Genomic DNA, 18,409 nt, shown 5'->3' on the forward strand with positions numbered 1-18,409 from the left:
CCCTTCTATATACAAAAAATTTTGATCTCGTTTATATATAAAGCAATTTTTGTGCCAATTATTAAAAAAGTCAAAGGATTAAGTAAATCCAGGACTAAGCGCAGCTTTGGGATAATGCCTGGCAGCAATAATGTACCGTTTTTGCGACATTTGGAAATATTCTAAAAATTTTCGTACCAAATTAGGTACATTACTTATTTGGGAATATAAAGAACCTGAATGTACTGTTTACACAGTACATTCAGGTTCTTTATATCTCTTGTTCAATTGCCTTTAGCTTGCGATATAAAACTGTCCGGTAAATTCCCAGCTTGTCTGCAGCCTCACCCATTCTGCCGCCGCATTCATTCAACACCTGATAAATGTATTGTTTTTCTACTGATTTTATCACTTCTTTTAAGGTTCCGCTATAGCTGGCTGCCTGGAGATAATTACCCTGAGTTATACTTCCCAGCATCTGGTGCTCCATATCAATATCTTCTGAGGAATAGTTCTGCAGGCTATTGATAACCAGCCTCTCGACTACATTTCTGAGCTCCCGTACATTCCCTGGCCAATTATGCTTTTGCAGTGAATCAAGGGTTTCTGCAGACATCTGAATTTCCAAGCCGTACTTTTTCTTGAACTTTTCAAAGAAATTAAGAGCTAAGGCAATAATATCTGCCGGGCGTTCCCGCAGCGGCGGTATCTGAACAGGGATGACATTAAGCCGGTAAAATAAGTCTGCCCGAAATGTACCTTCCTGTGTCATTTTCTGCAAATCTTTGTGAGTTGCGGCAATTAGCCTGAAATCCAGCCTTCTGTCCACATGACTGCCCAGCCGCCTCACTTCGTGTGTTTCCAGTACACGGAGAAGTTTTGCCTGAAGCGGCAGCGGCAGTTCAGCAATCTCATCAAGAAACAATGTGCCCCGATGAGCCGCTTCAAACAGGCCTATCTTGCCATCGGCACTGGCTCCTGTAAACGCCCCTTTTTCATATCCGAATAATTCTGACTCAACAAGATGTTCGGGCAATGTGGCGCAGTTTACAGCAATAAAAGCTTCGGCAGAGCGTTTACTGTGACGATGCAGATACTTAGCTAAAATCTCTTTACCTGTCCCGGATTCTCCATACAGCACCACCGAGCTGTCGGTCTGAGCAACCACATGCGCTTGCAGCAGCAGTTGCTTCATCGCCTTGCTCTCAGCCACAATACTATCTTTATCAAGTACATAGCTGCGCAGATACTCAATCTCCCTTTTCCGGCGGTTAACTGACTCCAGCTCCTCCGAACTCATCCCCTTTTCCAATGCCTCTGCCAGCCTGCCTGTTGTTAAAACTAAAACAACATTTCCTTCTTCATCCATAATCGGTGTACTTGTAGACATCTGCTTAATGTTAAGTTTGGTAGTCAGTTCCCCTTTTACCACACACTTCTTTTCAGCAGCCTCTAACGCATACGATTTTGTATAATAACCCTTATTCACAAGGTCACGGACATTGGATTTTAACAACTGATCCAGCGATATATCAAGCGTCAGAGCTGTTGTTGAATTGGACAACAGTATATTGCCATGACGATCAGTAACAAAGATTGGATCAGGCAGATTATCAAATATTTGACCCAAATTCTGTTTAGCTAACTGATAGTTACGCCCCGTCTTTTTAGAAACACGCGGCACAGAATCACCTCTCTTAGTTTGCTGTATTTAAAAATTCGACACGATCTGCTATTCTCCTGTTATTTATCTCACTATCGTGAACATTTCTACAGTTTTCGCGAATTGTACCTAAAGTCTTAGTAAACGGCAAAACAGTCTCACATAAAAGTGAAACTGTTTGCCGTTTAGTCAAAACTTAATTGTAGCGACCGTATTTTTCTACAGCGTCAAAGAACGCCTGAACATTTTCACGTTTTGCATTCATCGGCAGATTGCAGCCTGATGAATATAAGAGGCCTTCGCCATTGCGGAAGGTATTAATCAGCTTTTTAGCGTATTCATCAAGTTCGCTAGGTGATGCTACGGTGAAGAGAGCCGGGTTGACATCGCCTTTGATTGAGCAGTGGCCTTTTAAAATTTCATGAGCCTTGAAGATATCTGTTGCACTGTCCAGCTCAAGGACAAATTTAGCCTTGGGCAAGTCGAGGAAGTATTCTAAGTTCTTGGTCCAATCTGCATCAAAATGAAGAATAGGTACAATGTCTTTAGCAACCAGTTTCTCAACCATTACTTTTAGCTGCGGCCAAACGAAGCGTTCAAAATTCTTCTTATTGATAAACTGACCGGCACCTCTAACCCCGCCAACAAATACCCGGTTAATTCCGGTTGCCTTAACCGAGGCTTCGCAGCCGGCAATGATTGTGTCATTGAGCAGCCACATGTATTCTTCTACTTGATCAGGAATCTGATACATATCTTTGTAGAAACGTTCCATGGAACGTACAATGGATAACGCATCAAAAGGCACTGTGCCCATGATGGCTCCCCAGGTTAAACTTTGACCGCGGGCCAATGTTCTGTCGATCTCGTCCTGACGAAGTCTGGCCATTTCCTTTTGTCCGGCCAGAACCTCCTCACGGCTCACTTCATGGGCCCGCTCAAGGAATGTCAGGCGATATTCCAGCCAGCCCTTTTCTTTGAGCATTGCATAATCTTCACGAGTCATTGTTTCATATTCGTGAATTTGGTATTGGGCGTTTTCTTCCAGCTCTTTACCCGGCATTTTGAAGCGTCCCGGACCGCACTTGGTTGCAACAGGACCGATACGGCCATGCAGCATATACGCGTTGCTGTCCCATACCGGGAAGTCTTCCCATACCTTTTGCATAGCAGCCTGCGCCTTTTCCCAGTCCCATAGGAATTCCTTATTGGTCATCCCGACATGTTGGCCAGCATACTGTTCAATAATAGGTGCACAGACTATCCTGTCCACCGGTTGAAGATTAATTGAAGCAACCAGTCTTTCTTCTGCAGTCATTACGTCTGCCATTTACTCCACTCTCCCTTAGAATATTTTGTTACACAGAGTCTGCAACTTTCTGTATATCAGCCGCAGTTGCGGCCAGCTGCTGCATTGATGCGGAAATTCCTTCGGTGGAAATTGCTTGCGTGCTTCCTAATGCCGCCGTTTTGACTAAGACATTTACCACTTTTGTGGTATCTTGCTGAATGGTTTTTAGAATAGCGGCTATATCCTTGACCGAATTGCCGCTGTTAACTGCCATTTTTCGAATTTCCTCAGCTACAACGGCAAATCCGCGGCCATGCTCACCTGCTCTGGCTGCCTCAATTGCGGCATTTAGCCCGAGCAAATTAGAATTGGCAGCGATATCACTGACAAAATTCAAAATATCTGCCGTCTTATGGATATCACCTAAAACCTTCTCGCCATCCTGACGAACCTGTGCAAGGGCATCTGATAACTCACTTGCTGAGACTGTAAGGGTTTCAGAGGTTGCTCTTAGCTGTTGAGCTGTCGCCGAAACAGATTGGGCTGCGTTCTGCAATATTTCATTTGTTTGCATGCTGACAGCTGCACCGACAATGCCAATAAACTGCTTGTTCTCATCAAAAAGCGGCTTAACAATTGCCTTGCACGGAATTCCATATATATGTGATGGTATTTGGGCAGTTACTTTCTTCCTCGTTTTGATGCATTCCAATACTGCCCCACCTTTGGCCAGCTCACCAATTTTTACATCGGCATGAAATGTCACTGCCGGTGAATAATGCAGAATTTTTCCCTCTGCATCACATACCATTACTGAACAATCAAATACGTTCAAGTCTCGAAAAATATCGGCGGCCTCAATAATTTCCTCAATTTTCATAGCTTAAACTCCTTAAGTAAGATTTATCGTTATGCAATTTGCATTATTTACAAATTGCAAGTTATATGCCAAGATGAAGCTTTCTTAAAAGAGGCAAGCTTAGAACTCCTGTTTTACTTGATATAATTTATTATTTCCAGCCTTTTTCAGCTACCCTGTTGATATTCTCATTATGAATCTTTAGAGAATTGAACCAAAACCGGTTCATTGATTGAACAGAATCAGCCCTACATAAGAAACAACAGACCATGCTGGTATTGGCATGCTTTGGCTTTTAATTTTTATCCCTCTGTTCAACTAGTCAATCATTTCAGATAATAATTTGTATATACATCTATATGTGTATAGATTATCTGAAATCTATTGACTTGTCAATATTTTTTTATTCTTCTTGCAATTCACCTTGGAGAATACTCCTATAGAATACGGCCTGGCTATTAATAACTTAACAAATTAAAATAAGGTCCTGAACCAACCAGTGGAATTCAGGACCTTGTCTGTCTTCTTTTTCACAGCTCAGCACCCACCAAATTTCATGGAGGTTCTTTGACTGAATTCATCTTGCTCACTAGCACCGCAAATATCATGCATTGTAATGCTTTGTCCTGGCTCCAGCACAAAAAATTCCTCATCCCATTCCCCTTGCAGCAGCTTATGCAACAAGCGGAGAGAGCCTGGAGCCACCTCATGACACAGATTGAGTCGTTCAGCAAACTCCCGAGTCTGAGGCAGTATGCTTTCCACCGAATAGGCTCCCGTATCAATCAGCATAAACCGCTTATAATGTCCTAACATGATTTTCATTATTTTTGAGGTTCTAGCTTGGCCATAGCGCGTAACACAACGGTCATATTCCCGCAGCAGGTTATTCTCGTAGTCCAACCAGCCTTTGGTTAAAAAATAGGTTCCCATTTCTTTTGATATATTTTTTCGCGCTTCACAAGAACCCAACAGTAACGGAATACAATCGTCTACCTTGGGGAGTACTAGTTTTGCCTTATCAGACTTGACACCAAGCAGGCTATTGCCACAATACCCAAATAATAATAATAATATGTCAACATTATCAATTCTATTGATTTCTTCCTGAATTCGTTGATGTAATAATTCGGGCGTATTATGCAAGCCAGACTCAACATAAATAACTGGGAAATCTACACCAGTTTCTCTAATAGCCAATTTAAGCTCATCCTGGAGTGTCTGGCATGCTAATATGGCTGTACCCATCCAACCACTTCCTCTACGACGATTGAACTATTCTTTTATTTGTTACAAGGATATTACGGCACAACTCTATTACCTTAGTACAGTCGGTAGCCCAGTAATTAGCACCGGTGTACTTTCTTACACTTTCATTTACCAAGCCGCCAATGATTACAGTAGTCCGCGCACGGAGCCCCGCTTCTTCCAGAAGATCAATTGTATTTTTCATCGAGTCAAATGCCTCAGTAATCAGTCCGGTTAAACAGACAACCCGGCTGTTATACAGCTCAACGGCTTCAATAAATTTTTGTCCAGGTACGTCAACCCCCAGGTCGCAAATATCAAAGCCGTTATAGCGCATAATGCCTGTTGTAATATTTTTGCCAATATCATGAATATCATCTTCTACAGTACCAAAAATAACCGTAGGATAAAGCGTTTGCGCTGTAACAACCCGGTCTTGATTTACCAGTGCCAGCACATCCTTAAAAATCTCAGAAGCCATTATTAGGTCTGACAAAAAATACTCACCTTTGCTGTATAATTCTCCTACCCGGTCAGTACCCAGCCTAATTTCTTCAAGTAGAACGTAGGGATTAATCCCCATTTGGAGACCTTGCTTTACTAAATTAATGACCATGGTTTCGTCTAATCTGGCCATGGCACCAACAAGCATCTTCTGGATTTTCAGCATGATTTCACAACCTTCCTGAAATTGGGTATGAAGTTGCCTTTAATTCAAATCGGTCTTTATGGCAAACCATGACAGAGACTCCTAACGGTTTGTCATCTTTTGAATAGATAACTTGCTTTATCACCAGGGCAGGTAGTATGTCATCAGCTTCTAATAATTTAGCTTGTTCATGAGACAAAGTGGCCACCGATATTGCCATATCATTACGAACTGGCACACTTTTTTGATGTTTAGCCACTAAATCGGGAAAATCGGCATACTCCAGCTGGGTTTCCAATAATGGTTTACCCTTTTGGTAACGTAAAAATTTTTCTTCAATCGCCACAGGTTGATTGCCTTTGAACATGAGCCGCTTGACAGTGATCACATTTGATTCGCCAGTAAAGCCCAATTCATTGGCCAACTCCCGGTTGTTACGAATTAAGTTGACGCCTAAGAGCTTATACCGCAGCTCTTGATTGTTAACGCCGCTATTTTTCAGATCAATTACTAGCTGGTTTAGCCGGGGCCGAGTCACAAAGCTTCCTTTTCCTTTGACTGTTTCAATCAAACCAGCTTCTGCCAGTAGTGCAATCCCTTGCCTTACAGTCATACGGCTTATTCCATACTGTTCTCCCAGCTGCGCCTCAGTCGGAATAAGGTCACCGTCTTTTAGCGCACCAGATTCAATTTGTTGTTTAATATCATCGGCTAGACGATAGTAAACAGGTATTAGGTTCGCCCGACTTCTCATAATAACCTCCGTTCGGAAGTACTTAAAAACATACTTTTAAAAATCTATACATCTATATATAATCGTACACGAAAACTCATTATTATGTCAATTTTTTTATTGTTAAATGAAAAAAGCTATCTCCTAAGACATAGGAAGATAGCTTTACTCTTGTTGATTATTTCCTGCGTTTCTTCAATTCCTCAAACAGCTCACTTGGTGCAATATCATGGTTTGCCAACAGCACCAGACAGTGATACCATAGATCAGCCATCTCATACAGTATCTCGGCTTTATCATTATTCTTGGAGGCAATAATCGTCTCTGCCGCTTCTTCTCCGACTTTTTTCAGGATTTTATCCTGGCCCTTTTCAAAAAGATAGTTAGTATAGGAGCCTTCTTTTGGGTTATGCTTACGATCATTGATGACATGATAGAGCTCATGTAAAACACCTGATAGCGGCTCTTTGTACACTTTATCCGGGTCAACCAGTTTTTCTGCCTGTTCAGCATCGGCATCCAGCCGACGGCTAAAGCAGGAGAAGGTTCCTTCATGGCAGGCTGCACCTGTTTGGTTTACCTTAACCAGAATGGTGTCTGCATCACAATCATAATACATCTCTTTAACTGTCTGCACATGGCCTGATGTCTCACCCTTTTGCCAGAGGGAACGACGGCTGCGGCTGTAAAACCAGGTTACGCCTGTTTCTTGTGTCTTAGTGAGTGCTTCTGCGTTCATATAGGCCAGCATGAGCACAGTCCCAGATGTTTCATCCTGGATAATAGCTGGCACTAAGCCATGTTCATCATACTTTATATTAGCACCATTCATAGTCTCACCTCTACCCCACGGGATTTAAGATATTCTTTAACCTGACCGACGGTAAACTGACCATAGTGGAACACCGAAGCGGCCAGTACAGCGTCTGCCTTGCCTGCTGTTAACACCTCGTAGAAGTGTTCCATCTCGCCGGCCCCACCGGAGGCAATAACCGGAACATTAACAGCCTCAGATACCGCCCTTGTCAGCGGAATGTCGTAGCCGTCTTTAGTGCCGTCTTTATCCATACTGGTCAGGAGAATTTCGCCTGCTCCCAATTCAGTGGCGCGTTTGACCCATTCTAATACGTCAATGCCTGTTGGCGTACGGCCACCGTTAATGTATACTTCCCATTTACCGGGTTCTGTCTGCCGGGCATCCACTGCCAGCACAATGCATTGGCGGCCAAACCGTTTGGCACCTTCAGCTATGAGATCAGGATTCTTTACAGCTGCCGTATTTAACGACACTTTGTCGGCTCCAGCTTTGAGCATTGTCCTGATATCATCGACAGTACGAATACCGCCGCCTACCGTGAATGGAATAAACACTTCGGCTGCGACTCGTTCAACTACGTCTACCATCGTGTTGCGCTCATCAGACGACGCAGTGATGTCTAAGAAAACCAGCTCATCAGCAAGCTTGACATCATACACCTTGGCCAGTTCGACGGGGTCACCGGCATCACGCAGCCCGACAAAATTCGTACCTTTTACCACCCGCCCGTCTTTGACATCCAAGCAGGGAATAATCCGTTTAGTATACATTAGACCGCTCCCTCCTTAGCCAGACGAATGGTTTCTGCCAAGTCGATCGCGCCGGTATAAATGGCTTTGCCGACGATAACGCCCTCAATACCGTTGTCGATATTAGCGGCTTTGAGCGCCGTAATATCATCAAGGTTTTTAACACCGCCTGAGGCAATGACCGGGATACCTGCCGCCTTAGCCAGCGAGGCTGTTGCCGTAACATTGACGCCTTGTAGCGTACCATCCCGCGAAATATCGGTATAAATAATACGGGCGACACCGGCTTCAGCCATTTTCTTAGCCAATTCTTCGGCACCTACACCGCCTGAAACCTCCCAACCGTCAACAGCTGCCTGGCCATCCCTGGCATCAATTCCTACAACAATCCGGTTGCCGAATTGTCGACAGGCTTCCCGCACCAGTTCTGGGTTACGGACCGCGATAGATCCCAGGATTACCCGGCTGACACCGGCTTCCAGCACCTCTCCAATATTGTCAAGCGTGCGGATACCGCCGCCTAATTGCACTGGTATAGCTGCTGCTTTAACAATAGCGCTAACTATCTCAAGATTTACCGGCTTACCGGCTAACGCCCCATCTAAGTCAACGACATGCAGGTATTCAGCTCCGGCGGCTGCCCACTTGAGCGCCATCTCAGCCGGATTATCGGCAAATACTGTCTCTTTATCAAAACGGCCTTCGGTCAAACGGACACAGCATCCGCCGCGAATGTCTATTGCCGGATATATAATCATAATCTCAACTCCTCAGGAAATTAGCCAAAATCGCCAGACCGGTGGCACTTGATTTCTCCGGATGGAACTGCACGGCCTGCACATTGCCACAGCCTACAGCTGCAGTAACAGCGCCACCGTACTCAGTAACAGCTGTGACAATTTGGCCATTCTCAGGCACAGCATGATAGCTGTGGACAAAATATACATAAGCTGCGGCCGGCAGTCCGGCAAACAGCGGACTTACAGTCTTGAATTCAAGACTGTTCCAGCCCATATGAGGAATTTTTAGTTCTGGTGCAATAATTTTGCGTACCATTCCAGGTAAAATTCTGAGTCCCGGTACGCCAGGATCTTCTTCGCTGCCATCAAATAAGAGCTGGAGACCAAGGCAAATTCCAAGAAAAGGTGTGCCCCGCCCAGCTACTCCTTTTATAACATCAATAAGGCCATAACTATTTAAGTTAGCCATGCAGTCCCCGAACGCCCCTACCCCAGGCAGTACTACCTTGGCAGCACTGCCGATCACGGCAGGATCACTGGTAACAACAACATCATACTTGCCGCCGTTCTCGGCGTTTAATTTTGCTAAGGCCTTGGACACACTGTGGAGATTGCCCATACCATAATCAATAATTGCCAGGGTTTCAAGCGCCATGCTTTAGCCTCCTTATATCATTCCTTTAGTAGACATGACACCTTGTATCCGTTCATCTCTGCGTGTAGCTTCATCAAGCGCCCGGCCTAACGCCTTAAAGATGGCCTCAATGATATGATGGGTGTTCTTGCCTGACAACAGACGTACATGCAGGGTAAGTCCGGCATGTACACTGAGTGCCCGCAAAAATTCCTCGGTAAGCTCACTGTCAAATTGCCCTACTTGTTCACTTGGCAGGACAGCATCAAATACCAGAAAGGGGCGTCCGCTGATATCAAGCGATACCATAGCCAGTGCCTCATCCATTGGCACAAACGCCGTACCGTAACGCTTGATCCCGGCCTTATCGCCCAGGGCTTTGGCCAAGGCCTGCCCCAGGACAATCCCAGTGTCTTCCACTGTATGATGTCCATCAACATATAAGTCGCCTTTGGCCTCAACTGTCAGGTTAAATAAGCCGTGTTTGCCAAGTAGAATGAGCATGTGGTCAAAAAATCCGATGCCTGTAGCAACCTGGATTTGGCCGCTGCCGTCAAGATCAATCGAAACCTTTATGGCTGTTTCCCCTGTTACGCGTTCAATGGTGGCAGTACGGCTCATGCGGTAACAGCCTCCAGTACAGCATTGTTTTCCGCAGGTGTACCCACGCCAATCCTTATACAGCCAGCAAGGCCAGGCGCAGTACTGAAATCGCGTACACCAATACCACGCGCACTCAGGCGGGCTGCCAGTGCTGCCGCATTATCGCTCTTAACAAGCAGGAAGTTGGTTTGCGATGGATATACTGTGAGACCGGAAACGGCGCTAAGCGCGGCTGTCATTCTTTCCCGCTCACTGCTGTTTTCAGCCAGGCTGGCAGCAAACTCCTGACGCATGGCAAACACGGTCTTGGCGGTAGCCAGTGTTAAGGCATTAACATTGTAGGGCAGCAATACTTTACCAATCGTTTGGGCAATTTCTTCTGGGGCTAAGAGATAGCCTACCCTGGCAGCCGCTAGGCCGTAGGCTTTGGAGAAAGTGCGGGCAATCGCAACATTCGTATATTTACCCAATAGATCAACTGAGCTTTTACCATAAAACTCGTGATAGGCCTCGTCAACAACTACCAGGCTCTTGGTATTAGCCACAATATATTCAATCTGCTCAGGTGGAATAATGGTGCCTGTCGGGTTGTTGGGATTGCAGAGAAGAATAATACTGGCAGCTGCCTGATTTGCTGCTGTCAGCAGTTTGTCGGCATCCAGCGTGTAATCAGCGTTCAGTTCCACAGGCACAGGCTGGCTGTCAGCCAGCTTTACGTAGATGCCATACATGGAAAATGACGGAGTCGGATACACAATGCTGCGGCCTGCACCGCCAAAAGCAAAACAGAGTGCTTCCAAAATTTCGCTTGAGCCGTTGCCGATCAGTACATTGGCTGCAGTCAGTCCAAACCCGTCAGCAATGACTGTTTTTAATGAAAGAGCACTAATGTCGGGGTAACGGTTAAATGGCAGTGCTCTCAAATTCTCAATCACCTTGGCCTTAACGGCTGGTGGCAGGTCTGTTGACCGTTCATTTGCATCAAGCTTAATAGGCCAATCAACTTCTTCAACAGAATATGGTTTTAATGTTTCCAGCCCAGAACGGGGCATAAACATACTAATTCCCCCTTACCCTGACAGCATTAGCGTGCGCAGCCAGACCCTCGGCCTCGGCCAGCTTGATAACCTGGCTGCTGACAGCTGCCAGAGCTTCTTGTGTATAAGCAATAACGCTAGTCTTTTTCATAAAGGTCTCGACATTAAGCACCGAGTAAAAACGGGCCGTACCACCTGTCGGAAGAACATGGTTAGGACCGGCGAAATAGTCGCCAAGCGGCTCAGGCGAATAGGGCCCCATAAAGATCGCGCCAGCATGCCGCACATAGGGCAGCAGCTTGAAGGGCTCAGCTGTTAACAGCTCTAAATGTTCAGGTGCCGAAAAGTTGGCCAGTTCGATAGCCTCAAAAATATCTTTCGTAATAATAATCAAGCCGTTGTCTTCAATGGACTGAGCTGCAATATCCTTACGCGGCAGGACAGCCAATTGACGCTCGACTTCTTTGTCTACTTTACCGGCCAGGTCGGCGCTGTCGGTGATAAGAATGCTTGAAGCTAATACATCATGTTCGGCCTGACTCAGCATGTCTGCTGCGACATAGCGCGGGTCAGCCGTACTGTCAGCCACAATCAGGATCTCGCTGGGGCCTGCCAGCATATCAATATCGGCATGGCCATATACGGCCTTCTTGGCCAAAGTGACAAAAATATTACCAGGGCCAGTAATCTTGTCCACCTTAGGAATGGTTTCAGTTCCAAAAGCCAGCGCGGCCACTGCCTGAGCGCCGCCCACCTTGAATATTCTTGTAACTCCGGCCAGCTTGGCTGCTGCCAGTACGTAGGGATTAACCCGGCCTTCGCGGTCAGGCGGCACAACCATGATAATCTCTTGAACCCCAGCCACAGCGGCTGGGACAGCATTCATCAGGACAGAGGAGGGGTAGGCGGCAGTACCGCCAGGGACATAAATGCCCACCCGGTCAAGCGGCGTACATTTTTGTCCAAGTATGGCCCCATGCTCGCGTTCGGTAAACCATGATTCAGGCACTTTCTCGGCATGAAACTTCTTCACATTGGCAGCCGCAGCCTCTAATGCCGCCAGTACCTCTTTATCAACTCCAGCGATAGCGCTGTCAATCTCATCCTGGGTTACCTCCAGGGTATCGGCTGTAAAATTGGCCCCATCAATTAACTTAGTATATTTTAGGACAGCTTCGTTGCCCTGATTCCGTACATCCTCGACAATGCGTTCAACAACCTGCTGGGCTGAGAGCTCTTCACCAAATAGTTCTTTTACTTTGGCCTTGGCGCCTGCACCAAGCACCACCTTATCAAAGGCTGGTTTTTCCATAATCTCAGCAATTTCTTCTTTACTTAAACAACTGCTATATATCCTTTTCACGCTTTCCCCTCGCTTTCCACCAGTGCTTTTAGCCCTTCCACCATTTTATTGATCCGGTCGAACTTCATTTTAAAGCTTACCCGGTTAGCGATAAACCGGGCGGTTGCCGGGTGAATCTGGGCCACTTCGACCAGATTATTTTCTTTCAGTGTGCGGCCGGTTTCCACCAAGTCAACAATAATCTCAGCCAAGCCCACCATGGGCGCCAGTTCAATCGAACCGTTCAGCTTAATAATCTCCATTTGAATGCCAATGCCATGAAAGAAGCTTTCGGCTACTCTGGGATACTTGGTCGCCACCCGCATATGGGCATAATCGGTTAATTTTTCCTGCTTGAGCGCCTGTGGAACAGCTACCATCATCCGGCAGAAACCAAACTTTAAGTCTAACAGCTCGTAGACATCTTTGTTTTCTTCTAAAAGTACGTCTTTGCCAATAATGCCAACATCAGCTGCGCCGTACTCGACATATGTGGGCAAATCAGCTGTTTTGGTAATAATAAACCGGATTTTCTCAGTTTCGTTGGCAATGACTAATTTCCGTGAGTTCTCACTAAGCCCTTCGGCAGTATAGCCGATTTTGGCCAGCCTACTGGCTGAGAGGTCAAACAATTTGCCCTTGGGTAATGCGATTGTTAAATAATCCATATCATTTGAGGTCATGTCATGCCTCCTGTTTTTCTTTAGTTAATTAAAGCATTAATATATTAATATAATAATACGAAGTTTTATCAACGTCAATATACTTATTCTATTTTTTTCTCAAGACCATCCACTTCACACCACAGGTAGGAAAACTGCCTGCATATGTAGAACTAATTGTCAGGATAATAATACCTGAGAAGGGGGTTCCATATGGCTGTACTTAATCTTGTAGTGATCAACCCGCTTGCAGACCGTCACAGAGAACTGCTTCAAGCAGTTGATCCTAATATCAATATCATTGTAACTGATGAAAAGAATGCCCTTGAGCATATGAGCGGCTGCCATGTTCTAGTGACTTGGGGCTGGGCTGAGACCAAACCACTGTATCTGGCTGCCCCTCACCTCGAATGGATTCACGCGTTAAGCGCCGGTGTTGAGAAGCTGATTTTCCCTGAAATTCAGACAGCAGACACCATCCTGACTAATTCTAAAGGTATTCATGGCATTCCAATGTCTGAACATGTTTTAGCTATGATGCTGGCCTTTAGCCGCGGCCTTACTATCAGCATTCGCCAACAAGACGCCAGGAAATGGAAACGCATGCCGACAGGTGAACTGCACGACCAAACCATTGCCATTATTGGATTAGGATCAATTGGCCGGGAAATTGCTAAAAAGGCTAAAGCCCTGGGAATGACAGTCCTAGCCAGCAAGCAGGAGATTACCACCGAACTGTTTGTTGACAAACTCTACCCACCAGACAATGAGAGCCTGCTTGAAATGCTGGCCCAGGCTGATTTTGTCGTCGTGGCTCTGCCACTCACTGAAAATACGCAGAACATGATTGGCCTACCCCATTTTACAGCAATGAAACGCTCGGCTTACCTCTTCAATATTGCCCGCGGCACTATCGTTAATGAAGCTGACCTGATTACGGCCCTGGAACAAAAACTCATTCAGGGTGCAGGGCTGGATGTGTTTGTCAATGAGCCCTTGCCTGAGAGCAACCCGCTCTGGGGCATGCCTAACGTGATTATCACGCCACATGTGGCAGCATTGTCACCTGCCTATCTTGACCGGGCGATTAAGCTATTTGCCGATAACCTCACCCGTTTTATCCAGGGACGGGATATGATCAACATTGTTGACAAGATTAAAGGCTATTAGTTTAGGCTGTCAGCTGTTCGTAGTATCTGCAGTTCTGCCGGTTCCCCGCTTGTCGGCGCTGCGTGATGTCTGCTCACAATCTCTGCCATCAGCTCTGGAACGCCTATCTCCCTTAACATAGCAGCCCCACGGGCCGCGTGATTGTAATAGATATATATGGCATGGCGAAGATTGGCCACTTTGCCGCCCCGCCCTACGCGTCCCCATTGCCTGGCCCAGCATGGAGCAAACTTATCCAGAATGACTGTGATAATTTTATCGACAGTGCTAACATCACCTTTTACCTTGCCGACATCATGCAAAAGCGCACATTTCATCAGCAGCTTCTGGTCAATCGTGCAGTCACCGGCGGTAAGCTCAAGCGCTGTGTAGGCCACATTCAGGGCATGCCGTTGGTCAGGAAGATTCATTTGCCAAAAGAGCATCGCCTGCTCAGCATCCAAATAGCGAGCGACAAATTTCCGGTCTTGCCCGGTAATCCGAGCTGTCAATGCCGCTATAAACTGCTTGACCCGTTTACTCAATATAGATCAGTTCTTCGTAGCCTTCAGCGATCACAGTCTCAGCCGATGCCTTTGACTCAGACGCAAGCGCCAGTTCAGCCCGGCGGCCTTCTTTGCGGCATTGGTTCGCCGCCTCAATAGCCTCAGGAAGCTTGCCCTCAGCCCAGGCAATGTACACATCTTTGCCGCGTACACTAACACCAATACCCTGGCGTTCCAGTGCTAACAGCACCCGTTCAATGCCTAACGCAAAGCCTGTTGCCGGATTGGCAACACCAAAAGAAGCCAACATGTTGTCATAGCGGCCACCACCACACAATGGGAAACCTAAACCAGGCGTATATCCCTCAAATACCATGCCGGTATAGTAATCAAAATCACGGATAATTCCTAAGTCGAAATTGACATAACGGTCAACCCCATAACCTGTTAAAAGCCGATGAATATCAGCTAGATTATCAAGAGCTCTCCGGCTAAGGTCATTACTTACTAACTGATACGCATGATTAAGCATATCCTCATGCCCATGCAGCACAGGAATCTGCCGCAGCAATTCCTGCGCTGCCTTGCTAAGACCACTTTGCGCCAGAATCTCACCAAGTCCGACCAAGTCCCGCGTAACCATAGCGTACTTAACCTGCTGCTTGTGCTCCGGAGTCAGTCCACTCTCAGCCATAATCCCATTAATAAAATCAACTTGGCCTAAACCGATTTGGAAATTAGTTAACCCTGCTTCCAGCATTGCCTCTACAGCCAGCGCCACAACCTCAGCGTCAGCCGCTGGGCCAGGAGCGCCTAAGAGTTCAACACCTGCCTGATAAAATTCACACTGTCTGCCGGCCTGTGCCTGCTCGTGCCGGAACACATTGGTAAGGTAGAACAACCGAAGCGGCAGTGGTGTTTCTTTCAGCCTGGTAGCAGCTACTCGGGCAATCGGCGTAGTCATATCCGGCTTAAGGGCCATAATGCGGTTATTTTTATCAAAAAATTTAAATACATGCTGCTGCATGTCGCTGCCAGTACCTACAGTGAGCGTCTCCATATACTCAAAGGTTGGGGTTACCACTTCATCATAGCCCCAGCGGGAAAAAAGTTCAGCAAGCGAGCCCTCAACAATACGCTTCTGCTTGGCTTCCCTAAGTAGCAGATCCCGTGTACCATAGGGGATTTGCGGCACAAACTGATTCTTATTCATTGTCCACACTCCATTCTAGTCTGTCTTGTTTTCTTCCAAATGCGCCAGTACTGCTTTATAGCCGTCAGCGCCATAATAAAGACAACGCTTAACCCGGCTGATAGTTGCCGTACTCGCGCCGGTTGAAGCAACAATATCATCATAAATAACCCCTGCTTTTAACAGACGCGCCACTTCCAACCGCTGGGCCATGGCTTTAAGCTCGCCAATCGTGCATACGTCTTCAAAAAATTGGTAGCATTCTTCCTCATTGCTCAGTGACAAAATACCCTTAAATAACTGGTCTGTTAGCCTATCTTTCAATTTGGGATTTGAGGACATGATATTACGCCTCCCTGTAAATTCTTGCTATTGAATATTTATTCGCTATTGCTCTTATATTTTCCTGCTTTAGTGCTTTCTATCTTTATTTAATTAAAATCACTTATATTTATTATAGAATTGTCCGTTTCTCGCAAATAATACTGTAAAAATCCTGTTGACAGATACATTTAGCCATGTTATTATAAATTTTATAAATTACATATAGTTCATCAAGAGCTGGCTGAGGGAATGGCCCTATGAAGCTGCGGCAACCATCGTATACTACGAACGGTGCCAAATCCAACAGGATTATATCCTGGCAGATGAAGAACTGGTTAAACAAGCCTCTTCGCTCTGCCGAAGAGGCTTTAATTATTTCCACGAAGGGAGGACTAAGACAGAACTCTCCATCTGTTATGTATAAAGTGAGACTTAGCTTCAGGTGGGGTTTTAACCCCATCTGAAGTTTAGTCGACCAACTTCCAGGGACTTAGCCGCTCTTAACTCTCACTTGTAGAAGATGAGAGTCTTAGAGCGGCTTGGTCATCGGACAAACTCGATTTTGTTAAAACTTCATTGATTATTGGGAGGAAATGTACTATGAAAAAATTAAGCTTATTGTTTATTACTGCCTTATTGGCTTTATCTACTATTATCGCCGGTTGCGGCGGCAAAGAGCCCCCTGCCCCATCAGCCGCTGATAAAAAGACGGTTAAAGTTGGCGCGACCGCTGTACCGCATGCCGAGATTCTTAATGTTATCAAACCTATCCTTGAAAAAGACGGCATTAATCTTGTTATTGTGGAAATGAGCGACTATGTCCGCCCCAACATCGCTGTAGCTGAGAAAGAACTTGACGCTAACTTCTTCCAACATATCCCGTATCTGACCAAATTCAGTGCAGAACGCAAGCTTGACCTGACTTACACGGCTGCTGTACATATTGAGCCTATGGGCATCTACTCTAAAAAAGTAAAAAGCCTGAATGATGTACAAAATGGCGCACAAATCGGAATTCCTAACGACCCCACCAATGGCGGACGTGCATTAGCGCTCCTGGCCAAAGCCGGTCTTATTAAACTAAAAGACGGCGCAGGCGTTAATGCTACCGTTAAAGACATTACCGAAAACCCCAAAAACCTGAAGATCCGTGAACTTGAGGCGCCTCAGTTACCCCGTTCGCTTGATGATGTCGCCTTAGCTGTCATCAACACCAACTACGCCCTTGAAGCTAAACTTGTTCCAGCCAAAGATGCCCTGTTTATCGAGCAAAAAGACTCCCCATATGTTAATATCCTAACAGTACGCAAAGGTGACGAAAACCGCCCCGAGATTCAAAAGCTGACCAAAGCATTGACTTCGGAAGAAGTTAAGAAATTTATCAATGAAAAATATCAAGGCGCAATCGTTCCAGCATTTTAAGAAAAGACTTGGCTTGTGCCAAGTCCTTCAGGACGCCGGCAGAAGCCTTAGTCGTTCTTATGTCAACAGAATTGCGTTATAAATTCTGGTAGACTAAAGAAAACACGGCTTGCGCCGAGCCTCTGGCGAAAGCGGAAGCCGATAAACACTCAATAGTAAAGGCTTGTGAGTTAAGGGACACTCCCCTGACTCACAAGCCTTTTTTCTTTTACTATTAGCGTTCGGCAACACCATATAGAAAAATATCGGCAATGCTATTGGCTGCGGTTTCAATCGAATCCTGTTGTTCGCCGACAAACCCCTGAAATACCATCATCACAATGACACTGAACAAACCATGGGCAGCCTTATGTACATCACAGGGGCGAATAGCCCCTTGCTCAATGCCCTCCTGGAGAATGTTCTCTAAGATTCCGATAGTATGGACAAATCTTTCCCGGTATTTTTTGCGCTGAGCCTCGGTAAAACTTGAGTCTTCATGGCCTAATCCGCGCATCTCATACATAAGTACCCGCCACAAATCCGCGTTAGCCACGTAAAATTCTAAAAACACCTTGATCGCCATTTTAATTTTACTTAAAGGCAGTTCATGCAGAGAGGCAATCGCATTAAGTTCAGCCTCAAATTTTGAACTGCGTTCTTTTACGAGGGTATAGAAAAGCTGTTCTTTATTGACGAAATAGTTATAGACTGTGCCCTTGCCGGTGTCAGCCAGTGCTATGATCTCATCGACAGTAGCACGGTGATACCCCTTACGGGAAAAAACCGTATAAGCGGCATCAAGTATTTGCTGGCGTTTCATTTATTTCC

Annotated in this window: 20 protein-coding genes and 1 riboswitch; of the genes, 2 read left to right on the top strand and 18 right to left on the bottom strand. The window is 45.8% G+C overall.

Annotated features, from left to right (window positions below):
* Positions 1–250: 250 nt before the first annotated feature.
* The 14 genes from B9A22_RS05035 to hisG all read right to left on the bottom strand — a co-directional run bounded on the left by B9A22_RS05035 (position 251) and on the right by hisG (position 13,027).
* Positions 251–1,663, bottom strand: a complete 1,413-nt coding sequence (locus B9A22_RS05035) for a sigma-54 interaction domain-containing protein (protein WP_084574608.1) — start codon at positions 1,661–1,663, stop codon at positions 251–253.
* 175 nt (positions 1,664–1,838) lie between these two features.
* Complete coding sequence (locus B9A22_RS05040) at positions 1,839–2,972, bottom strand: uroporphyrinogen decarboxylase family protein (protein WP_084574609.1); 1,134 nt, start codon at positions 2,970–2,972, stop codon at positions 1,839–1,841.
* A gap of 28 nt (positions 2,973–3,000) precedes the next feature.
* Positions 3,001–3,813, bottom strand: a complete 813-nt coding sequence (locus tag B9A22_RS26255; RefSeq protein ID WP_084574610.1) for a methyl-accepting chemotaxis protein — start codon at positions 3,811–3,813, stop codon at positions 3,001–3,003.
* Positions 3,814–4,329: 516 nt separating this feature from the next.
* Positions 4,330–5,040: a DUF1638 domain-containing protein gene (locus B9A22_RS05050; RefSeq protein ID WP_084574611.1), complete on the bottom strand. Its 711-nt coding sequence runs from the start codon at positions 5,038–5,040 to the stop codon at positions 4,330–4,332.
* Positions 5,041–5,053: 13 nt separating this feature from the next.
* Positions 5,054–5,710 (bottom strand): cobalamin B12-binding domain-containing protein, encoded by a 657-nt coding sequence (locus tag B9A22_RS05055; protein ID WP_084574612.1) that lies wholly within the window; start codon positions 5,708–5,710, stop codon positions 5,054–5,056.
* A gap of 4 nt (positions 5,711–5,714) precedes the next feature.
* Positions 5,715–6,443, bottom strand: a complete 729-nt coding sequence (locus B9A22_RS05060; protein ID WP_084574613.1) for a GntR family transcriptional regulator — start codon at positions 6,441–6,443, stop codon at positions 5,715–5,717.
* 157 nt (positions 6,444–6,600) lie between these two features.
* Positions 6,601–7,254 (bottom strand): bifunctional phosphoribosyl-AMP cyclohydrolase/phosphoribosyl-ATP diphosphatase HisIE, encoded by a 654-nt coding sequence (gene hisIE / locus B9A22_RS05065; protein WP_084574614.1) that lies wholly within the window; start codon positions 7,252–7,254, stop codon positions 6,601–6,603.
* A complete protein-coding gene (gene hisF / locus B9A22_RS05070) occupies positions 7,251–8,009 on the bottom strand; it encodes an imidazole glycerol phosphate synthase subunit HisF (protein WP_084574615.1) in 759 nt (252 codons plus the stop codon). Before hisF ends, hisIE begins: the two co-directional genes overlap by 4 nt.
* Complete coding sequence (gene hisA / locus B9A22_RS05075; RefSeq protein WP_084574616.1) at positions 8,009–8,746, bottom strand: 1-(5-phosphoribosyl)-5-[(5-phosphoribosylamino)methylideneamino]imidazole-4-carboxamide isomerase; 738 nt, start codon at positions 8,744–8,746, stop codon at positions 8,009–8,011. The genes hisF and hisA overlap by 1 nt, the downstream gene beginning before the upstream one ends.
* A 4-nt stretch (positions 8,747–8,750) precedes the next feature.
* A complete protein-coding gene (gene hisH / locus B9A22_RS05080; RefSeq protein WP_084574617.1) occupies positions 8,751–9,383 on the bottom strand; it encodes an imidazole glycerol phosphate synthase subunit HisH in 633 nt (210 codons plus the stop codon).
* Positions 9,384–9,395: 12 nt separating this feature from the next.
* A complete protein-coding gene (gene hisB, locus B9A22_RS05085; protein ID WP_084574618.1) occupies positions 9,396–9,983 on the bottom strand; it encodes an imidazoleglycerol-phosphate dehydratase HisB in 588 nt (195 codons plus the stop codon).
* Positions 9,980–11,023, bottom strand: a complete 1,044-nt coding sequence (gene hisC, locus B9A22_RS05090) for a histidinol-phosphate transaminase (protein ID WP_084574619.1) — start codon at positions 11,021–11,023, stop codon at positions 9,980–9,982. Before hisC ends, hisB begins: the two co-directional genes overlap by 4 nt.
* A 1-nt stretch (position 11,024) precedes the next feature.
* A complete protein-coding gene (gene hisD / locus B9A22_RS05095; protein WP_084574620.1) occupies positions 11,025–12,365 on the bottom strand; it encodes a histidinol dehydrogenase in 1,341 nt (446 codons plus the stop codon).
* Positions 12,362–13,027: an ATP phosphoribosyltransferase gene (gene hisG, locus B9A22_RS05100; protein WP_084574621.1), complete on the bottom strand. Its 666-nt coding sequence runs from the start codon at positions 13,025–13,027 to the stop codon at positions 12,362–12,364. Before hisG ends, hisD begins: the two co-directional genes overlap by 4 nt.
* Positions 13,028–13,219: 192 nt before the next feature.
* On the opposite strand from hisG, the gene B9A22_RS05105 reads away from it, so the two are divergent.
* Positions 13,220–14,176, top strand: a complete 957-nt coding sequence (locus B9A22_RS05105) for a D-2-hydroxyacid dehydrogenase (protein ID WP_084574622.1) — start codon at positions 13,220–13,222, stop codon at positions 14,174–14,176.
* Here B9A22_RS05105 and B9A22_RS05110 read toward each other — a convergent pair.
* Genes B9A22_RS05110 through B9A22_RS05120 form a run of 3 tightly spaced genes read right to left on the bottom strand, consistent with a single transcriptional unit; the run spans position 14,173 to position 16,195 of the window.
* Positions 14,173–14,700 carry an HDIG domain-containing metalloprotein gene (locus B9A22_RS05110; RefSeq protein ID WP_139796171.1) on the bottom strand — a complete coding sequence of 176 codons (528 nt, stop codon included), beginning with the start codon at positions 14,698–14,700 and terminating at the stop codon, positions 14,173–14,175. The genes B9A22_RS05105 and B9A22_RS05110 overlap by 4 nt on opposite strands.
* The gene (gene hisZ / locus B9A22_RS05115; RefSeq protein ID WP_084574623.1) at positions 14,693–15,874 is read right to left on the bottom strand and encodes an ATP phosphoribosyltransferase regulatory subunit; all 1,182 of its coding nucleotides are present in this window, start codon (positions 15,872–15,874) and stop codon (positions 14,693–14,695) included. The genes B9A22_RS05110 and hisZ overlap by 8 nt, the downstream gene beginning before the upstream one ends.
* 15 nt (positions 15,875–15,889) lie before the next feature.
* Complete coding sequence (locus B9A22_RS05120; RefSeq protein ID WP_084574624.1) at positions 15,890–16,195, bottom strand: YerC/YecD family TrpR-related protein; 306 nt, start codon at positions 16,193–16,195, stop codon at positions 15,890–15,892.
* Positions 16,196–16,401: 206 nt separating this feature from the next.
* A riboswitch (SAM riboswitch) is annotated at positions 16,402–16,507 on the top strand.
* A gap of 270 nt (positions 16,508–16,777) precedes the next feature.
* Between B9A22_RS05120 and B9A22_RS05125 the strand changes: the two genes are divergently transcribed.
* A complete protein-coding gene (locus B9A22_RS05125) occupies positions 16,778–17,599 on the top strand; it encodes a MetQ/NlpA family ABC transporter substrate-binding protein (protein ID WP_084574625.1) in 822 nt (273 codons plus the stop codon).
* Positions 17,600–17,813: 214 nt separating this feature from the next.
* Here B9A22_RS05125 and B9A22_RS05130 read toward each other — a convergent pair whose 3' ends face one another.
* On the bottom strand, positions 17,814–18,401 hold the full coding sequence (locus B9A22_RS05130; RefSeq protein WP_084574626.1) for a TetR/AcrR family transcriptional regulator: 588 nt from the start codon (positions 18,399–18,401) through the stop codon (positions 17,814–17,816).
* Between the last annotated feature and the right edge of the window lie 8 nt (positions 18,402–18,409).

Origin of the sequence: Sporomusa malonica, from assembly GCF_900176355.1 — a bacterium.
In the GTDB taxonomy this organism is placed as follows: Bacteria; Bacillota; Negativicutes; order Sporomusales; family Sporomusaceae; genus Sporomusa; species Sporomusa malonica.